17 protein-coding genes and 3 pseudogenes are annotated in these 16,057 nt (G+C 55.8%); 10 read left to right on the plus strand and 10 right to left on the minus strand.

Features of this window, described 5'->3' with window-relative positions:
* Positions 1 to 105: 105 nt before the first annotated feature.
* Together AC30D9_RS00585 and AC30D9_RS00590 are read left to right on the plus strand one after the other, a co-directional pair.
* Positions 106 to 366, plus strand: a pseudogene (locus tag AC30D9_RS00585) (LysR substrate-binding domain-containing protein); the annotation flags it as partial.
* A gap of 752 nt (positions 367 to 1,118) precedes the next feature.
* Positions 1,119 to 2,408 (plus strand): ABC transporter substrate-binding protein, encoded by a 1,290-nt coding sequence (locus AC30D9_RS00590; RefSeq protein WP_490143174.1) that lies wholly within the window; start codon positions 1,119 to 1,121, stop codon positions 2,406 to 2,408.
* 24 nt (positions 2,409 to 2,432) lie between these two features.
* Here the strand turns inward: AC30D9_RS00590 and AC30D9_RS00595 are convergent, their stop codons facing one another.
* The 4 genes from AC30D9_RS00595 to AC30D9_RS00610 all read right to left on the minus strand — a co-directional run bounded on the left by AC30D9_RS00595 (position 2,433) and on the right by AC30D9_RS00610 (position 6,429).
* Positions 2,433 to 3,806 carry a sensor histidine kinase gene (locus AC30D9_RS00595; protein ID WP_490143175.1) on the minus strand — a complete coding sequence of 458 codons (1,374 nt, stop codon included), beginning with the start codon at positions 3,804 to 3,806 and terminating at the stop codon, positions 2,433 to 2,435.
* Positions 3,775 to 4,461: a response regulator transcription factor gene (locus tag AC30D9_RS00600; RefSeq protein WP_109754022.1), complete on the minus strand. Its 687-nt coding sequence runs from the start codon at positions 4,459 to 4,461 to the stop codon at positions 3,775 to 3,777. Before AC30D9_RS00600 ends, AC30D9_RS00595 begins: the two co-directional genes overlap by 32 nt.
* A 328-nt stretch (positions 4,462 to 4,789) precedes the next feature.
* A complete protein-coding gene (locus AC30D9_RS00605; RefSeq protein ID WP_109754023.1) occupies positions 4,790 to 5,494 on the minus strand; it encodes a helix-turn-helix transcriptional regulator in 705 nt (234 codons plus the stop codon).
* 2 nt (positions 5,495 to 5,496) lie between these two features.
* On the minus strand, positions 5,497 to 6,429 hold the full coding sequence (locus AC30D9_RS00610) for an NAD(P)-dependent alcohol dehydrogenase (RefSeq protein ID WP_109754024.1): 933 nt from the start codon (positions 6,427 to 6,429) through the stop codon (positions 5,497 to 5,499).
* Between the two features lie 338 nt (positions 6,430 to 6,767).
* On the opposite strand from AC30D9_RS00610, the pseudogene AC30D9_RS00615 reads away from it, so the two are divergent.
* Positions 6,768 to 6,941 (plus strand): annotated as a pseudogene (locus AC30D9_RS00615) (LysR family transcriptional regulator); the annotation flags it as partial.
* Between the two features lie 161 nt (positions 6,942 to 7,102).
* On the opposite strand, the gene AC30D9_RS00620 reads toward AC30D9_RS00615, so the two are convergent.
* From AC30D9_RS00620 to AC30D9_RS00635, 4 genes are all read right to left on the minus strand, one after another.
* Positions 7,103 to 7,444 (minus strand): putative quinol monooxygenase, encoded by a 342-nt coding sequence (locus AC30D9_RS00620; RefSeq protein WP_212802453.1) that lies wholly within the window; start codon positions 7,442 to 7,444, stop codon positions 7,103 to 7,105.
* A gap of 88 nt (positions 7,445 to 7,532) precedes the next feature.
* On the minus strand, positions 7,533 to 7,943 hold the full coding sequence (locus AC30D9_RS00625; protein ID WP_490143176.1) for a DUF1330 domain-containing protein: 411 nt from the start codon (positions 7,941 to 7,943) through the stop codon (positions 7,533 to 7,535).
* A 39-nt stretch (positions 7,944 to 7,982) separates the two neighbouring features.
* Positions 7,983 to 8,396 (minus strand): putative quinol monooxygenase, encoded by a 414-nt coding sequence (locus AC30D9_RS00630; RefSeq protein ID WP_109754026.1) that lies wholly within the window; start codon positions 8,394 to 8,396, stop codon positions 7,983 to 7,985.
* A gap of 72 nt (positions 8,397 to 8,468) precedes the next feature.
* Positions 8,469 to 9,374: a LysR family transcriptional regulator gene (locus AC30D9_RS00635; protein ID WP_109754027.1), complete on the minus strand. Its 906-nt coding sequence runs from the start codon at positions 9,372 to 9,374 to the stop codon at positions 8,469 to 8,471.
* Between the two features lie 195 nt (positions 9,375 to 9,569).
* On the opposite strand from AC30D9_RS00635, the gene AC30D9_RS00640 reads away from it, so the two are divergent.
* The 4 genes and pseudogenes from AC30D9_RS00640 to AC30D9_RS00655 all read left to right on the plus strand — a co-directional run bounded on the left by AC30D9_RS00640 (position 9,570) and on the right by AC30D9_RS00655 (position 11,394).
* A complete protein-coding gene (locus tag AC30D9_RS00640) occupies positions 9,570 to 10,142 on the plus strand; it encodes a flavodoxin family protein (RefSeq protein WP_109754028.1) in 573 nt (190 codons plus the stop codon).
* A gap of 36 nt (positions 10,143 to 10,178) precedes the next feature.
* The gene (locus AC30D9_RS00645; protein WP_490143177.1) at positions 10,179 to 10,478 is read left to right on the plus strand and encodes a superoxide dismutase; all 300 of its coding nucleotides are present in this window, start codon (positions 10,179 to 10,181) and stop codon (positions 10,476 to 10,478) included.
* A gap of 64 nt (positions 10,479 to 10,542) precedes the next feature.
* Positions 10,543 to 10,692, plus strand: a pseudogene (locus AC30D9_RS00650) (NAD(P)-dependent alcohol dehydrogenase); the annotation flags it as partial.
* Positions 10,693 to 10,704: 12 nt separating this feature from the next.
* A complete protein-coding gene (locus AC30D9_RS00655) occupies positions 10,705 to 11,394 on the plus strand; it encodes a type 1 glutamine amidotransferase domain-containing protein (RefSeq protein WP_109754030.1) in 690 nt (229 codons plus the stop codon).
* 114 nt (positions 11,395 to 11,508) lie between these two features.
* On the opposite strand, the gene AC30D9_RS00660 is transcribed toward AC30D9_RS00655, so the two are convergent.
* Positions 11,509 to 12,249, minus strand: a complete 741-nt coding sequence (locus AC30D9_RS00660) for an SDR family oxidoreductase (protein ID WP_109754031.1) — start codon at positions 12,247 to 12,249, stop codon at positions 11,509 to 11,511.
* A 296-nt stretch (positions 12,250 to 12,545) separates the two neighbouring features.
* Here AC30D9_RS00660 and AC30D9_RS00665 point away from each other — a divergent pair, with 296 nt between their 5' ends.
* The 3 genes from AC30D9_RS00665 to AC30D9_RS00675 all read left to right on the plus strand — a co-directional run bounded on the left by AC30D9_RS00665 (position 12,546) and on the right by AC30D9_RS00675 (position 15,137).
* Positions 12,546 to 13,577: an amidohydrolase family protein gene (locus AC30D9_RS00665; protein ID WP_490143178.1), complete on the plus strand. Its 1,032-nt coding sequence runs from the start codon at positions 12,546 to 12,548 to the stop codon at positions 13,575 to 13,577.
* Between the two features lie 283 nt (positions 13,578 to 13,860).
* Positions 13,861 to 14,352, plus strand: a complete 492-nt coding sequence (locus tag AC30D9_RS00670) for a (R)-mandelonitrile lyase (protein ID WP_490143179.1) — start codon at positions 13,861 to 13,863, stop codon at positions 14,350 to 14,352.
* Positions 14,349 to 15,137, plus strand: coding sequence for a carboxymuconolactone decarboxylase family protein (locus AC30D9_RS00675; RefSeq protein WP_109754033.1), 789 nt, complete (start codon positions 14,349 to 14,351; stop codon positions 15,135 to 15,137). Before AC30D9_RS00670 ends, AC30D9_RS00675 begins: the two co-directional genes overlap by 4 nt.
* Positions 15,138 to 15,141: 4 nt before the next feature.
* Here AC30D9_RS00675 and AC30D9_RS00680 read toward each other — a convergent pair whose 3' ends face one another.
* Entirely contained in the window at positions 15,142 to 16,056 is a 915-nt protein-coding gene (locus tag AC30D9_RS00680; protein WP_109754034.1) for a LysR family transcriptional regulator, read from the minus strand.
* Position 16,057 lies beyond the last annotated feature (1 nt).

Below are 16,057 nucleotides of genomic sequence, written 5' to 3' on the forward strand. Positions count from 1 at the left end.
GGACAAACTGCTCAGAGACCGATCCTCGGAGCACGTCGGACAGGCCCAGTGCTATATGCGGGACACCCGGGTAGACGTGAAGCTCGCTGGGCACGCCTGAGCGCGAAACCCTACGCCTTGAGTTTTGACCGATCCTACATGAGCCTGGAAGCGGCGAGCCACGGCTTGGGATTCGCCCTGGAAAGCACACTCCTGGCACAAAAATACCTAGCCAGTGGTTCGCTGGTTGAGGTCGCCCCCGAGGCCTTGAGTTCTCCGGTCGCCGCCCACCACTTGGTGTTCCCGAAGGCTCATTCCAGCTTCCCCAGGGTCAGGCGATTCTTGGGTTGGATGGAAGGGGAGTTGGGGCATAGCTTTGTGTTTTAAGGCGATGGCCGTCCGAAGGGCGGCCACCATCACAGACTCTCAGGATCCCCAAAAAACATTTTGACTTGGCTCTAGAGTGGTGTTGTCAGCTCGAAAAAATCTCGCGATGCCCCCACATTTGCCCCCAGCCATATGCGATGCCCGAGCAATTACGTGCCTGCCCCCCGGCAGTGATCCAGCCACCGCGACTGGATACCTTTGCCGTAAAGTGAACGGTGTGTGAGGCATGTTCTTAAGCGACGCATTCAGCTTCGCTGTCTAAGCTGAGGCTTATCGGAAGTCAGGGTAGGGTGACTACCCCAGCACGAAGCAATGATCGACGCATTGGAAAGACAAGATCGGGATTCGCTCGTTAGCTTGTCCAAAGCTCACATCCAGCCTGCGAAGAACCTTTATCTCGAAATGCACGTCCGACAATGATCCCGCGACAAATCGGCTAGGCTGAGTCGAACCACATTCATATACGCCCCTCCGAGTCGCGCTGAGGGCGCTCTTTAAATTCCCGCGCAGGCTGATGATTGTATCGAAGCCTGTAGCTGGAACGCTCGACACTTTTGGCTTTTGATAAAGAACTCTCAATGAGAGTTGTCTAGAGCACATGCTCCGTAAGTATCTGGTAAGGCGCCTCGTCCTAAAGTTGCATCTCATCCCAACCGAGGTCACCGCGAGTACCTCGTCAAGTTGATGAAATTCAGCTCACTCCTCACCTCTCCGGTCGGAAGTGACACGCTTCGGCTTAAAAAGGAAGGCTAATGTCCAAACTACTCTTGTTGTTTTCACTTGCGCTAGTTGTAACGGGTTGCGCGAACATCCCAAGAAGCGAAATGTCGGAGTCTGTGTTTTCTTCGCTGGATTGTCCTGCAATCGTCAATCAATTAGATCAGGCACGCGCTACACGTGAGAATGCAGTTCAAGCGAAGCGCGGTTCTTGGAAGGTCATCATTCCCATCGCTATTGGCGTGCGTTACTTCAACGCAGCAAGTGTAGAGAATGAGGCTGATAAAAGGGTAGCTCTGCTGGTTGAGGAGCAACGGGCAAAGAGATGCCCTCAGGTCTCTGATTTAACCAAAAATGCGCTACCTGCAGGAGATCGAAAAATGACCCCAATATCCGTTGTGTCGTTTCCATCTCCTCATGATTGGCCTATTTGGGTAGCCCAAGAACTCGGCTATTTTAGCCGCAGCGGAATAACCGTTTCACTGACCCCAACCCCGGATTCGAAATTTCAGCTTGCCGGACTCATTGAAGGAGATTTCGACATCGCGATGACTGGCATCGACAATGTTATTGCCTATACAGAAGGGCAAGGTGAAGCCCGTACGCAGCGGAACCCGGATTTATTCGCCTTCATGGGCGCCAGCAACAAAGGCTTCCTCCGGCTAGTGACCTCGCCGGAGATAAAAAAATACGCCGACCTCAAAGGTAAACAACTCTCAGTGGATGCTCAAACCACAGGCTACTCATTCGTGCTCCGTGAGTTACTGAAGGAGGGCGGTCTAGGGGCGGCGGATGTCGAGTTTGTCAGCGTGGGTGGGTTGCGTCAGCGTTACCAAACGTTAGTTGAGAATAAATATGCTGGCACGCTTCTTATCTCGCCATTACATGCGGCCGCTCAACAAAAGGGCTTCAATGTTCTTGCCAATGTGGAAGATGTACTGGGTCACTATCAAGCATCGGTCGGTGCCGCGCGCCGCGATTGGGCGAAACACAATCACGTTGAGTTAGTCGGCTACATTCGTGCGTATATGCAGGCTATCGAGTGGCTCCGTAACCCAACAAACAAGGCTGAAGCAATAGCGATCCTAAGTAAAAATATGCCGAACTTATCAGGAACCATGGTCGGCCAAACTTATGAAATGCTGTTGGTCCAGCAAGACGGACTTGATCCACGTGCTAAATTAGATATTTCGGGAATTGAGACTGTTCTCGCATTACGCAGTGAGTATGGAAAACCGCAAAAGACTCTAAGTTATTCTGGAAAGTACTACGATCTACAGTATCACGCAGAGGCAACTGAATCGCTGAGGTTCCCGGAAAGCTGATCCGGCCTCCTTCGATCTAGCTGATCAGCTTTCCGATCGACACAAGCAAAAGATCAGGCCAGGCTCCGCTCTTCGGGCAGAAAGTGTCCATCGGTGCGCCCGCGCGATCTCTTGGCAAATAGTCAGGCCTAATCCGGCGCCATGGTCGCGTCGATGAGAGCCGCGCCAGAAACGAGCAAATACCTGCGATAGCTGCTCTGGCCCCACACCAGCGCCCCAATCACGTACAGTCAGGGAGTTTTCATCAAGCGTTACATGGACTTCAGTGCCCCGCGGGGCATGCTGGATGGCATTCTCAAGCAGGTTTTTCAGTAGCGTAAAAAGGGCGCTGCGGTCGGCCTGCCATAAGCACAGCGCAGCAGTACTGTTTACCAGAATGAGGCGGACGCCCGCTGCGTCGGCCATTCGTCGCAGATAAAAGATGGCTTCGTTTGCAACGTCCAGGGTATTAACGGCTGCAAGGCTGTAATTTTGTACCTCACTGGCTTCGGCCAAAAGCAACAGTTGTTGAACCTGCCGCGTCATGTGGGCGACATCGCTGAGTAGTGAACTGCGACCTTCGCTCTGCTCCATCAATTCGATTTGTGCGCGTATCAGTGCCAGCGGCGTTTTCAGTTCGTGTGCAGCTGTTGCCAGAAAATCCTGTTGTACACGGTACCCATGCTCTAAGCGCTCAAGCGTATGGTTAAAGCTGGCCACCAGCGGTGCAATTTCGGATGGCACAGTTTTTACCGCTAATCTGGAATGCAGAGACCGAGGGGAAATTGCGGCCGCAGACTCCGATACCTCACGTAAAGGTTTAAGCGTGTAGCCCAGCGTAACGTATGCGCAGCCGCCGAATACAAAAAGCAATACCAGGCTGAAGAGGACAATGCCAGCCCCCATGAACGGCCAGGCGAACCCGACATGGAGCAGCTCCATCAACCTCTTACTGGCCGCAAACTGCAAGTACCAGGTTCTGCCGTCATGCTCGACAGAGGACGTTGCAGCGTACATCAACAGGCCTTCACGCTCGAAGTTGAATGCTCCGCTCTCTGATCGGGTAATTGCTATGTTAGAAGGCCAGAATTTATCCTCAGTGGACGTCAATCTGACATTCGCAGCGGAATCCAGCACTCGATAGCCGATTTCCTGGCCCAGGCTTTTATAGCTCCAGATTCGATTATCCTGGCTGCTATCGAATCCGATAGGCGTGCCAGCACTATCAAACTGAAGTTTGTTCGCCAACTCATGGCTACGCTCGGCCACATCCGCGGTCAGAAAAACATCGCTTTCTGAAACGATTAGAGCGAGTGCCGCTGACGCGATCAGGAGGATACTCAGCAGCACCCCAGCGACGTAGGCAAGCAGCATTTTAAAGCTAATACTATGGCGCCACATCGCATTGGCGTAACGCATATCCAAAACCTCGCAAATTAACAATTCGTTGAGGGCAGCCGATGGATATTAGTTTGCGGCGAATTCGATGGAGCGCCACATCCAGAGCATTCGGTGTCACTGCGTCACCTAGCCCCCATGCGGCAGCCTCAATTGCATTACGACGGACGAGCTCTCCCGGCTTGCGAAGTAACAGCAACATGATCTGCATTTCCGCAGGCGCCAGGGCGATGCTTGCATCGGCATTGCACATCATGCCGGTATCAGGTTGCACACTGAGTTCGCCATGGGAAGGCGCTAAGGGGCGGTGTTCGGCAGGTCGACGCAGAAGTGCCCGCACTCGAGCCACCATTTCGTCCATCGCGAATGGCTTGGGTAGATAATCATCGGCGCCAGCGTCCAGCCCCTCAACCCGGTCGTGCAGCGCATCTCTTGCCGTCAGGACAAGGCAGGGAAGCCCCATTCCCGCGTCACGCAAGCGCCGCAGCAAAATCAGCCCATCCCCGTCCGGCAAACCTCGATCAAGTACCAGCGCCTGATAAGGAACCTGCTGGAGGGCCGCCCACGCATTATCGACGCGGCTAATGACATCAACGGCAATTCCAGAGGTCGTTAAGCCTTTGCAAATAAGATGTGCCAAGCGCTCGTGGTCTTCGACCAAAAGAATACGACTCATAGGAACAGGCACATATAGCCGACCCGCGAATTGATTTTCGCAGAACGGTCCGGAACGGGCAGGCTTTTCAATAGAGCGCACAGGCTAGACATCTTAACGTTACTCAATGCGAAACAATGATCAAATGGGCAGTTGGCTACAGTGAATGGAGACTTACGAATCGCCAAGCTGCAAACTCCGCTATCCTCCGCTGCTTCATCTTACTGGCCGCTTACTGACTCATCCGGAAACTGCGCTCTGTGCGACCTTTGTGGCGTATCGGTGCCCTATCCGAACCTAACCCAGCGCAAAAATGCCTGGCAACATCCGACGTTTTTTATTCCTCCGATCAGCACACCTCGCCAGAGCCGTTACAAGGCAAGACCTCATGAGCCCGCCATTCCTTAATAAGCTGGCGCCGGTTACGACTGTAGCGCTCGGCAAGCACTTCCAGTTTTGCAATGTCATCCATAGCAATCACGCGGAACCGATTGTCCGCTTCACACCACGCCGACAGGAAGCGCTTTGCGTCTATGAAGCCCAGCATGATCGGCCAGATAATTTGTTTATCTGCAGGTGCGTGGGATATCGACAAGGTGATAAGCAGTTTGCGCTGATCACGCAATGCGAATCGGACTTCACTCAGGTCGATTGAAGTGGAAAGGTTGGAGTGGGCGCCCACGTAGAACGTTTCGTCGTCAAAGGTGTGACGCATATCCAGAGGCAACACGGCATTGATTTTGGCCAACGCATTCTTTACTGCGAGGGCAAATTTATCGTCTGTCTGACGACTGACCCACTGGGCACCGACTACAAGCGCCTGTATTTCTTCTTCTGTAAATGCAAGCGGGGGTAACAGAAAACCAGGTTTCAAAATATAACCTAAGCCAGGCTCGCCCTCGATGTCGGCGCCCATCCCCTGCAAGGTCACCACATCGCGACGTATGGTGCGTAATGAAACGCCCAACTCCCGCGCAAGTGTCTGGCCCGACACCGTTCTACGATGTCGGCGCAGCACTTGCATTAGCTCAAACAAACGGTGACTCCTGGCCATGTCTACTCCATCGCGATGACACCTTTACCGCCGAGCTTACGGCCTTTCTCAAGCTCAGTGATAAGCCGAATCGACTCGGACATCGAAACGGTTTCCGCAACTCGGACGTTGTAGCGCCTCTCACTGGCAGCCTTGGCAAGCTTATCCAATATCTCGGCGCGCGGTGAGCCTATGATCATTTTGAGTCTGCGATCAAAAAAAGCGCGGACAAACTTACCTAGGCCGGGGTTTAGATCAAGAAACACGCCTCCCGATTTTAGCGTCGCAACGCCTTTAGATATCGGCAGCGTTGCCGCGGTGTCGTAAACCACGTCGAATCGAGTGGCAATACTCGATAGCTGCATGTTCCGATAATCATAAACAGTCTGCACACCCAGCGACTTTGCTCGCTGCATGTCCCTGTCACTGCAACTGCCCGAGACGACGGCCCCATGAATCAGAGCTATTTGTACAGCGGCTTCGCCTACGGCTCCGGCACATCCATTGACGAAGACATGCTGGCCGGCTCGCAGCTTGGCCTTGTCTATAAGCCCGTTCCAGGCAGTTATACCTGGGGTGCCCAGGCAGGCGGCGTGCTCGAATGACACATCATCCGGCTTATGGGCTAAAAACGCCTCTTTTGTGATAACAGCATGGCCAAACGCTCCGCTTTCTTTAAATCGAGCAAGTCCAAACACCGGGTCCCCGACCTTGAATCGCGTGACGCCGGCGCCGATCGATATAACCCTGCCAGAGAAATCCATTCCCATCGTGCGAGGGAATTTCCGACCGGTAACGATCTTCATTTGCCCAGTCCGCAGCTTCCAGTCAATTGGATTGATCGCTGAAAACTTGACACTGACACCGACCTCACCTTCGCCTGGGGTAGGAAGCTCAAAGTCTTGAACCTGCATAACCTCTGGCCCGCCATATCTGCTGTACTGAATGCGTTTCATGATTCGTCTCCAAACTCCGGCATACGACTGGGGTAGTCACCGAGTGGAATCTACAGAGCAAGGCGGTCAGTTTTTGTCACCATTCGATCAGCTTTCTACTTAGTTCGCCTGTGCTGAGCTGTCGCCGATTTCGATGGTGTGCAATTGTTCGTTGAGGTAGTTGAAGCCGATGGTTTTGCCAAGGCTGGCAAACGACGTGCTCGCACTTTGAGCTTCCCAAGATCCTCGAAAGCCAAGCGCCAATTAACCCGACATCACCAGCGCAGCAAGTTACCGGTGTATCACGCTCATTTACGCAAGCACGGGGGGAGTCGGGGTCGAGCAGGCCGGCGCGATCGCTGGCGGAACCGGTACGTGACTGGCCGTGGATTCTGCAGCCGCAACCCCGCCCGGCGCGTATCAGCTTTCACTTGGCGTTGCAGGACCTGGCACTGCCCAGCCCGCCCGATATCATCGAATGCGGCTCGGTGTATTTGATGCAGCAACTGATCCAACTGACCGATGCGGTGATGTGTCATCGGAAAGCGCCTGTGTAGGAGGGGGCTTGACCGCGAAGGTCGTTGACGCGGCCCCCTATGGAAACGTGGAGCTTCCATGGCAGAGGGCGGCCCACTGATGGTGATAGATATCTGTAAGGTCTTGAGCCATTATTGGGCTCGATACCTGATCTATTTTACTGGACACACCAATCGAAGCTCTTGGCCCCTAGAACCGCTGGAGAGGTTTGTATGATCTGTCGCGAAATGACCTTGCCCTCGCTTGCTCGAAGGAACGTCTTGAAATGTGCAGATTCCACGTGTGCCTGATAAGCCGCCTGATCCCGATAAACCTCCACCACATAGAGCCTGGTCGGGTCGTCTGTATCAACGGCGCAATACATTGAGAAAACACCCGGCTCGCTCCGTAACGACGTCTCAATATTTATCCTGCCTGCTTCGAGAAACGGTGGTATGTCGTGTGGATCGAGCACGAACTCGAAGATTCGCAGGATTGGAACATCATTTTCGATGGCCATGGTTTATTTGCTCCAACGGATCGCTATCAACATGATCATGGCAGGTCTTCCAAGCCCCTCTGATCCACACGCTCATGGTTAACCCTTTCTACTTCGGCTCGCCTTCGACGATATAGGCATTGGTATGGCCTGATCGCTGCCGGAAGGGCCGGACTTTGGCGTACTCAGGTGAGTTGTACCAGGCACGAGCCTGCTCAAGGCTATCGAACTCGATGATGATCAACCGATGACTCGGTGGACTGCCTTCGAGCGGGCTGACTCCGGGGGCACGCACTATGTATCGTCCGCTGTAGCGCTCAAACGTGGCATCCACCTGATCCCGGTATGGCTTGATTCCCTCCGGGTCGGTCAGTTCGAATTCGGCAATGTAGTAGGCAGGGGCGCTTCCTTTAGCCTGCTGTGCCTGGGGAGGCGGTGTCTGAGCTTGGGCAATGGGCGCGCCAAGGGTCAAGATTACAGTCGCGACGGCCATATAAAATGCGGTGTTATTCAGCTTCATTGGTCATGCTCCTTCGCAAGATTGAGGTGGCGTTGGTCGTCAGTCAGGCTGTGGCGCTTTGGCGCTGAGTTGGACGGGTTGTGTTTCAATCAGCTTGCGCGACAAGATCATGGGCTGTGTGATCGCTACATATTTCTTGAAGTGCGGGGATTCGATGTGTGCTCGATAGGCTTCCTCGCTAGCGTATATCTCGAAAAAACGAAGACTGTTGGGCTTTCCCTTTTCCGCGACTGAATAGATGGCGAGCACGCCAGGTTCAACGCGGATGGATTCTTCCATTTCTTCCCTGACGGCCACCTTGTAGGCTTCAAGCTGTGCCGGATCGATCACCAATTCGGCAATGCGTACGACGGTCGCGGGTGTCTCTTGTGCCTGCACCGTACCTGCTCCGAGGCTAAATGCCACACCAGCGCAAAATAGCGCCGACAGGAGTCGGTTTCTGTTTTTTGTCATGTGATATCTCCTTGGGTCAATGGGGTCTGATGCAGCGGCGCATGACTTACCTTTCAATCATCGAGGGTGCTTTCAGTCTTGCGGGTATTTCTCCAACTCGCATACAAGCACGTCGATAGCAAGTCGAGATCGAAGCGGCTGATATTGGGCAGCAGGCCAGACCACATAGCACTCCATGGCTGCTCTAGGCCGATCTCCCCATATCTCTACGAGCGAGCCCTGCTGCATCCGATCCCGGATCAGCCAGTAAGGAAGCCAAGCCAGGCCCATGCCCTCGGCGGCGGCATCCGCAATCACCTCCAAGTCGTCGAAGCGCAGGCGTGAAGTGACATTAACGTCAACCAGCGCACCTTTTGCGTCGGGAAGCTTCCACGCCAAACCGTGATCGTTGCGCCAGTATGGAAGTAGGTCATGGTCAGTCAGATCGGCTAACGTGTGTGGCTCGCCCCGTCGTTCAAGATAAGCCTGCGAGGCGCACAGCACCTTTCGTTGACTGACTAACTGGCGCGCACGCAGGGTCGAGCCATTGCCTAGCCGACCGTTGCGCACTGCGAGGTCAAAACCCTCGGCGATCAAGTCAACCTGGCGGTCGCTGAAATTGAGCTCCAGCTCTAGGTTGGGATGTTGGCGCGCATATGACCGCAAAATGGGCGCGACACGATAGCGCCCGAACAAAACAGGAAGCGTGACTCGCAACTTGCCGACGACCTCCCGCCGGCCGTTCTCCAGCATGGTCTCACCCGCGCGCAACTCATCGATCGCACGTAGGCAGCGCTCATAGTACTGCTGGCCGTCCTCGGTCAGACACTGAGTTCTCGTGGTCCGCTGAAACAGCTGAACGCCAAGTCGCTCCTCTAGACGTGCAATCGCCTTGCCGACCGCCGAGCGCGTCAAGGAAACCCGTTCACCGGCTTTCGCAAAACCACCGGCGTCGACGACTTCCACGAACAGCTGCACACCATCGAATCTATCCCGCACGGCTAGCTCCCTTGGATTGTAGAATTAAAGGACGCACTGACGAGAACTATTACCTCCAATGCTGATTAATATTCTACTTTAAAGTGGCACAGCAGCACACGGTGTCTCTCTGTGCTTTTGCAACGTTGTGGTTCACACCAAAAGAACTACCTGCCTATGGATCTCACGTATGGCCAAAGAACAGGGGGGAGTTATATGAAGTTGATCTCAATTGTGTATGACAGTGGTTATGGTCATACCGCACGTGTGGCCGAGGCAGTTGCTGAAGGCGCCAGATCGGTCGACGGTGCCGACGTCCGGCTGATCGCCGTGGCGGATGGTCCGATCGACTGGGAGCGGCTAGAGAAGAGCGACGCGATTATCTTCGGCTCACCGACTTATAACGGCATGATCAGCGCTCGCTTCAAGCAGTTCTTTGAGGACTCCACGAAGGCCGCGTGGATCGAACTCAAGTGGCGCGACAAGCTCGCTGCCGGTTTCACCAATTCTGGCGCGCAGCACGGCGACAAGCTGAATTCGCTGGTCTCCATGGCGCTGTTCGCCGCTCAGCACGGCATGATCTGGCTTGGTCTGGACATGATGCCGGGTAACAGCAGTAGCACCGGTAGCGAAAACGATCTCAATCGTCATGGAAGTTGGCTCGGCGCCATGACGCAGTCGAACAACGACCAAGGCGCCGATCTCACGCCGATTCGCAGTGATCTCGATACCGCCTCTTATCTAGGCAAACGGGTCGCCCAGACTGCCCGTCGATTCAATTCTGTATAAGCCATTTCGCCTCAAATCCAATCCAGGAGCAAGACCATGAAATTGCTTTGCCTCGACGTCCCGCAGCCCGGCGCCACGATGGAAAAATATGCACCACATATGACGGACGAAGTCCGCCACACCTGGCAGATGTACAAGGGCGACATTATCCGGGATATCTATTTCCGGCAGGATCGTCCCGGTGTCGCGATCATCGCCGAAGCCGAATCTGTCGAAGTCGCCAAGGCAGCATTGGCCGAGTTCCCGCTCGCCAAGGCAGGCCTCATTGATTGGGAGGTTATCCCGCTTGGTCCCTTCACCAACTGGGAAGCGCTGTTCGCTGCTGGCAACGCCTGAGACCAACAACAGGAGGCACCGATGGGATCGACCGCGCTGCGCAAGTGGAGCGGCCGGATTCGGACAGGAGATGCTGGATTTCTGTGGAGAGCACGGCATTGTCTCGGACGTCGAGATCATTCCCATCCAGAAGATTAACGAAGCCTACGAGCGCATGTTGAAAAGCGATGTGAAGTACCGCTTCGTCATCGATATGGCCACGATAAAGTCCTGAGGAAGTAAAAACATGACAAGCACGATCAAACCCATCCTGTGCGTGGTCACCAGCCATCCGATCCGCGGCGACAGTGGCGAACCCACCGGTTTCGCCATGGTTGAGCTGACCCATCCGCTGGAAGTCTTCGAGGCAGCTGGGATTGCGGTGGAGATCGCTTCCATCCGAGGAGGTCATCCGCCGATCGACTTCTTTGACTTGTCCGATTCAACCAACGACCACTACTGGAAGGACAAGGGCTTCCGAGACGCACTGGCTCATTCCCTGGTGCTCAGCGATCTCGACCCCTCGCGCTACTCGGCGGTCTTCTTCGTCGGCGGCCATGGCACGATGTGGGACTTTGCGGACAGCGCGGCTGTGCAGAAGGTCATTCGCGAGATATGGGAGGCCGGCGGCATCGTCTCGGCCGTTTGCCACGGCCCGGCCGCGCTGGTGAATGCGACATTGTCGGACGGCAGCTATCTCGTCGCCGGCAAGAAGCTCGCATCCTTCACGGATGAGGAAGAGGCCGAGGTCCAGTACACCACGGTTGTGCCGTATTTGCTGGCGAGCACGTTAAAGGCGCGCGGCGCACTGCATCAGCCAGCCCCTAACTGGTCAGAGCAAGTGGTAACCGATGGGCACCTGGTGACCGGCCAAAACCCAGCCTCAGCGCGTGGCGTGGGCAAAGCGGTCGTCGCCCAGTTGAAGGCGACGACCTGACGGAGGGACGGAAGTGGTTCGTCTGCCGATTTTGTCATCGGGGCTGGCACGATTCTGGCTCCGATATGGAGGCAGCATGCAGCCACGATCATTCAGGGCCCGCTTGGGTTCGAATCAGCCGAGGCTGTTCATTCTTTCGAACATGGCTTCTCCAAGCTCGCGTGTCTTGGCCGAAACACCGATCAACACTTCATCCTTGCCTTCGGCAAGTTGCTCAAGCGTCTCCTTGGCGAAGTCGTCGGGGGTGACCATCATGTGATTGACGGTGCCTTCGCTGCGGGCGCCGCCACCCAGTCCGGTATCGACGATCGGCGGGGCGATCTCGATCACTCGGATGCCGGTCGTCTTGAGTTGATGCCGCAGACTGAGCGTGAAGGAGTGAATCGCGGCCTTGGTCGCGCAGTAGACCGGCACGTCAGCCATGGGCGAGAAGGCCAAGCCCGAACTGACGTTAATCACATAGGCTTGGGCTTGCAGCCTGAGCGTAGGCAACAAGTCAGCAATCAAGTGGATGGGCGCAGTGAAATTGATCGCCACTTCTTGATCCAAGCTGTCCGTTGCGGGATCGGTGGTGAAGTCGCGATGTGCCTGAATGCCGGCATTGTTGATAAGGACGTTCAGGGTCGGATGGTGGGTCTTCAACCACTGAACCAATGCACGGCGACTGACCGCGTCGGCCACGTCGCAGACGTGCGTAACCAAGGCCGGCACCGCGTCCTTGGCCTGCCGCAAGGCGGTCTCGCTACGGCCGCAGATGATGACCTTATTGCCTTCGCTGGAAAAGCGTTTTGCCAGCGCCAAGCCGATGCCTGTTGCGCCGCCAGTAATGAGAATGGTGTTGTCTGTAAGTTTCATCGTCTTTCCTTCCGTGTTGATAGAGAAGGTGTGCCGACGATTAATGAGGTATCCGCGGGCACACCTTCGCAACCGGCAAGCCGGGCTAGGTGTCGCGGATACCCCATGGGGAGGAGTTGCCGTTCCGTGGAACAGCGACCGGGCTACCATCCGGCCAGCACTCTTTCGACGGCTAGAACTTTATCGGTTTGATTGGCCGTTCACAACCATTTGCCGACGTTGGCAACGGGCACGCTTTGAAGGCGACAGAGAGCGCTCGTGAAGGGCGATCACTTTTCGGAACCCAGGAAGTCATCATGAAACTGATCTGTGTCGAAGAACATGTACTCGATTCTGCCATTGGTAAAGCTACGCAAATGCGCGCACTGGCGCAGGCTCCTTATCTTCCGGATTGGGGTAGTCGCGTAACCGACGGTTGCAATGTCACGGATGACAGTCGTCCGCATGTGGTTGCGGCCAGCGAGTCGGCAAGAAAGGCACTGGAGATGGGCGCCGCACGTTTGGCGGACATGGACGCGGCGGGAATTGGCATGCAGGTGCTTTCCTATGGTGGGTTCCCCCAGTTGTTGCCTGCGCAAGAAGCCGTCGAACTGAATCGAGCTGCCAACGACAGGCTGGCCGAGGCTGCCCAAGCCCATCCAGAACGTTTCGCCGGCTTTGCAACCCTGCCGTGGCAGGCGCCGGAAGCAGCTGCACGGGAATTGGAGCGGGCAGTAAAGGAGCTGGGCCTCAAAGGAGCACTTATCAACGGCCGTCCTGGCGAAACGTTTCTGGACGATCCGCGCCATGCACCGATCCTGGCAGCGCTCGATGAAATGCAGGTGCCGCTGTTCGTCCATCCCGGCCTGCCGCTGCCGGCGGTGCAGGCCCCTTACTACGGTGGATTTGATCGCGAACTAACCGCTCGCCTGTCGATGTTCGCTTGGGGTTGGCACAACGAAGCCGGTATTCACGTCGTGCGTTTATTGCTTGCAGGTGTGTTTGACCGTTATCCAAATCTGCAGGTCATCAGCGGACACTGGGGGGAAATGGTGCCGTTCTACCTGCAGCGTTTGGAAGACTCCATTCCGCAGGAGGCCTCTGGCCTGAAACGACCCATCGTGCAGACTTATCGTGAGCATGTGTACGTCACCCCCAGTGGCATGCTGACGCTGCCGCACTTTCAGTTTGTTCATTCGTTGATGGGGTCTGAGCGCATCCTGCACTCCATCGACTATCCCTACCAAAGCCTGGATGGCGCGCGAGCCTTCATCGACGCACTCCCAATTAGCGATGCGGAGAAAGCACTCATCGCTCACGGTAATGCCGAACGTCTGCTGCGTCTTTGAAGCGAACAACCGGGCTGCAAAATACGCGGGCCGGGAACGCTTGAGTGCCTCGGCCACCGCCTTCACGACAATGGTGGGAGTATGGAAGCGGTCCCCGGGCGATCCCGCGAGGTCTCGGACCATCACTCGCGCCAGCCGACGTTTGCGCAAGCCCCAGCGCTGAGCGCACACCGGCCTATTGTTGAGGGCTGCTCATCGGTGCATAAACCAAACAGCCGGTAGTTGAACGTAGAGACATCAATTAGGTTGTTCGCAACTCTATTCATTGAGCAAGGAGCTACCGATGCGCCCAAGAGCAGCCATGCCTGCAGTCGCCCTGCTGGCCACCATCGCATTTAACGCCTGCGCTGCTGATGCCCCCTCCGAGCAATCCATGACGATCGTGAGAAATGGTGAGCAGGCATCCCTAATCGGGCCGCCAGCTAATTTTGTGGGGCATGCACGAATTGACCCTCTCTTCGCCCCACGGGCACCGTCGAAAGTCTCGGCAGGGTATGTGACCTTTCAACCGGGTGCGCGATCGATGTGGCATACCCACCCGTTGGGACAAATGTTGGTGGTCACAATGGGTACCGGATGGGTTCAACAAGAGGGCGCTGATAAACAGGTCATCAAGCCTGGAGACGTGATATGGACGCCGCCTGGCGTCAAGCATTGGCATGGCGCAACGAGCACGACCGGCGTGACTCACATGGCCATTCAAGAGACGCTTGACGGGAAAAATGTCGAGTGGCTTGAGCCAGTTACCGAAGCCCAGTACGGCGCTTCATTATGATTATTCGAACATTTGCAGCAGCAGGCTTAGCGCTGTGCTTGTCTGCATGCGCCACCCCCGAGGGGGCGCGGACTAAGGAAATTTCGCACATGTCAAATTCAGCCGATATACACGCCGCATCACCGGTAATGGCTCACAACGCTGGCACATTATTGCTCGGTGAGGTCTGGAAGCGCCCAGAGTTGTCTCCCCGTGACCGGAGCCTGGCAACGGTCGCCGTGCTGATTGCGCGAGGTCAGACAACTGAGCTGGCGGCATACCTGGATCTGGCGTTGAAGAACGGGGTGACGCCTTTGGAGTTGTCCGAAACTATCAACCATCTCGCATTTTATTCGGGTTGGGGTAACGCCGCTGGAGCAGCGCCGATTGCCAAAGAGGTGTTTAGCAAGCATGGCATAGCCTCTGACCAACTGGCGCCGGTGTCGCCCGTGCTATTGCCTATCGATCAGGCTGCCGAAGACGCACGCGTTGCAGCTGTCGACAAATCTGTTGGCCCGGTTTCGCCAGGGTTAGTGAAATTCACCACCAGTGCGTTATTCAACGATCTCTGGCTGCGTCCGGGTCTTGCGCCCAGAGACCGTAGCCTGATTACTGTTACGACGTTAGTTGCAAACGGTCAGGTTGCGCAGATCGGTTACCACCTTAATCGTGCGATGGACAATGGCCTGACGCAGACCGAGGCTTGCGAATTGCTTTCACATCTGGCGTTCTATGCTGGATGGCCTAACGCCTTCTCAGCCGTGCCGGTATTTAGCGATGTGTTCACCAAGCGCCAGGCGAGCTGAGTCGCTAGGGGAGTGGCCCCATGGGTTCGAGTTCGCGGATGAGGTCAATCAGTAGGCGAATGCCTACGGGAACTTGTCTGAAGCTTGAGTAGTAGATGTGAAAGCCTGGGTCATGGTGAGCCCAGTCCTCAAGGACTCGCCGCAGGGAGCCTTCCGTGATCTGTCGTTCGACGACCTTCGCAGGAACATACATCAAGCCGGCGCCGCGCATTGCCATCGCCACACCAACGCGGGTCTCATCGATAGTGATGGCGCCCGGCGCGTCTATCTCCATCTGTTGATCCTCCTTCGAGAATTGCCAGTGGTAAATGCGTGCATTCCCCAGACGCACGCGTAAACAACGATGTTGGTACAGCTCTTCCGGATGTAGCGGGGTGCCGAATCGCTCAAGGTAATCAGGCGCGCCAACGACGGCCCATGCCACATCGGGAGAGAGTCGTTGAGCGATCATGTCTTCGGGCACCGTCCCGCCGAAACGAATCCCTGCATCGTGGCCGTCGCCGATAATATCGACCATTCGGTTAGTCACGGTGAGGTCAACCTCGATGTCCGGATAGCGATCAATGAAAACCGGAAGAACGGGGCCGAGCAGCAGTTTTGCGCCATCGCTCAACACGTTCAGGCGGATACGCCCGGCTGGCTCATCGCGTAGCCGGTTCAGGGTCTCCAGCGCCTGTCCGATATCATTGACCGGGGTGCTGATGAGGCTTTGCAGCTCCTCACCAGCTGCTGTGAGTGTCACGCTTCGGGTGGTGCGATTGAGCAGTCGAACACCAAGCCGTGTCTCCAGCCCTTTCATGGCATGGCTCAGTGCAGACGCGCTGATGCCCACGTCCAGACCCGCCTTTCTGAAGCTTTGATGCCGAGCGATGGCGAGGAAATAAACAATATCTGCCAGGTTCGTGCGGCTCAGTTGCATT

The organism is Pseudomonas sp. DF11, assembly GCF_058148565.1.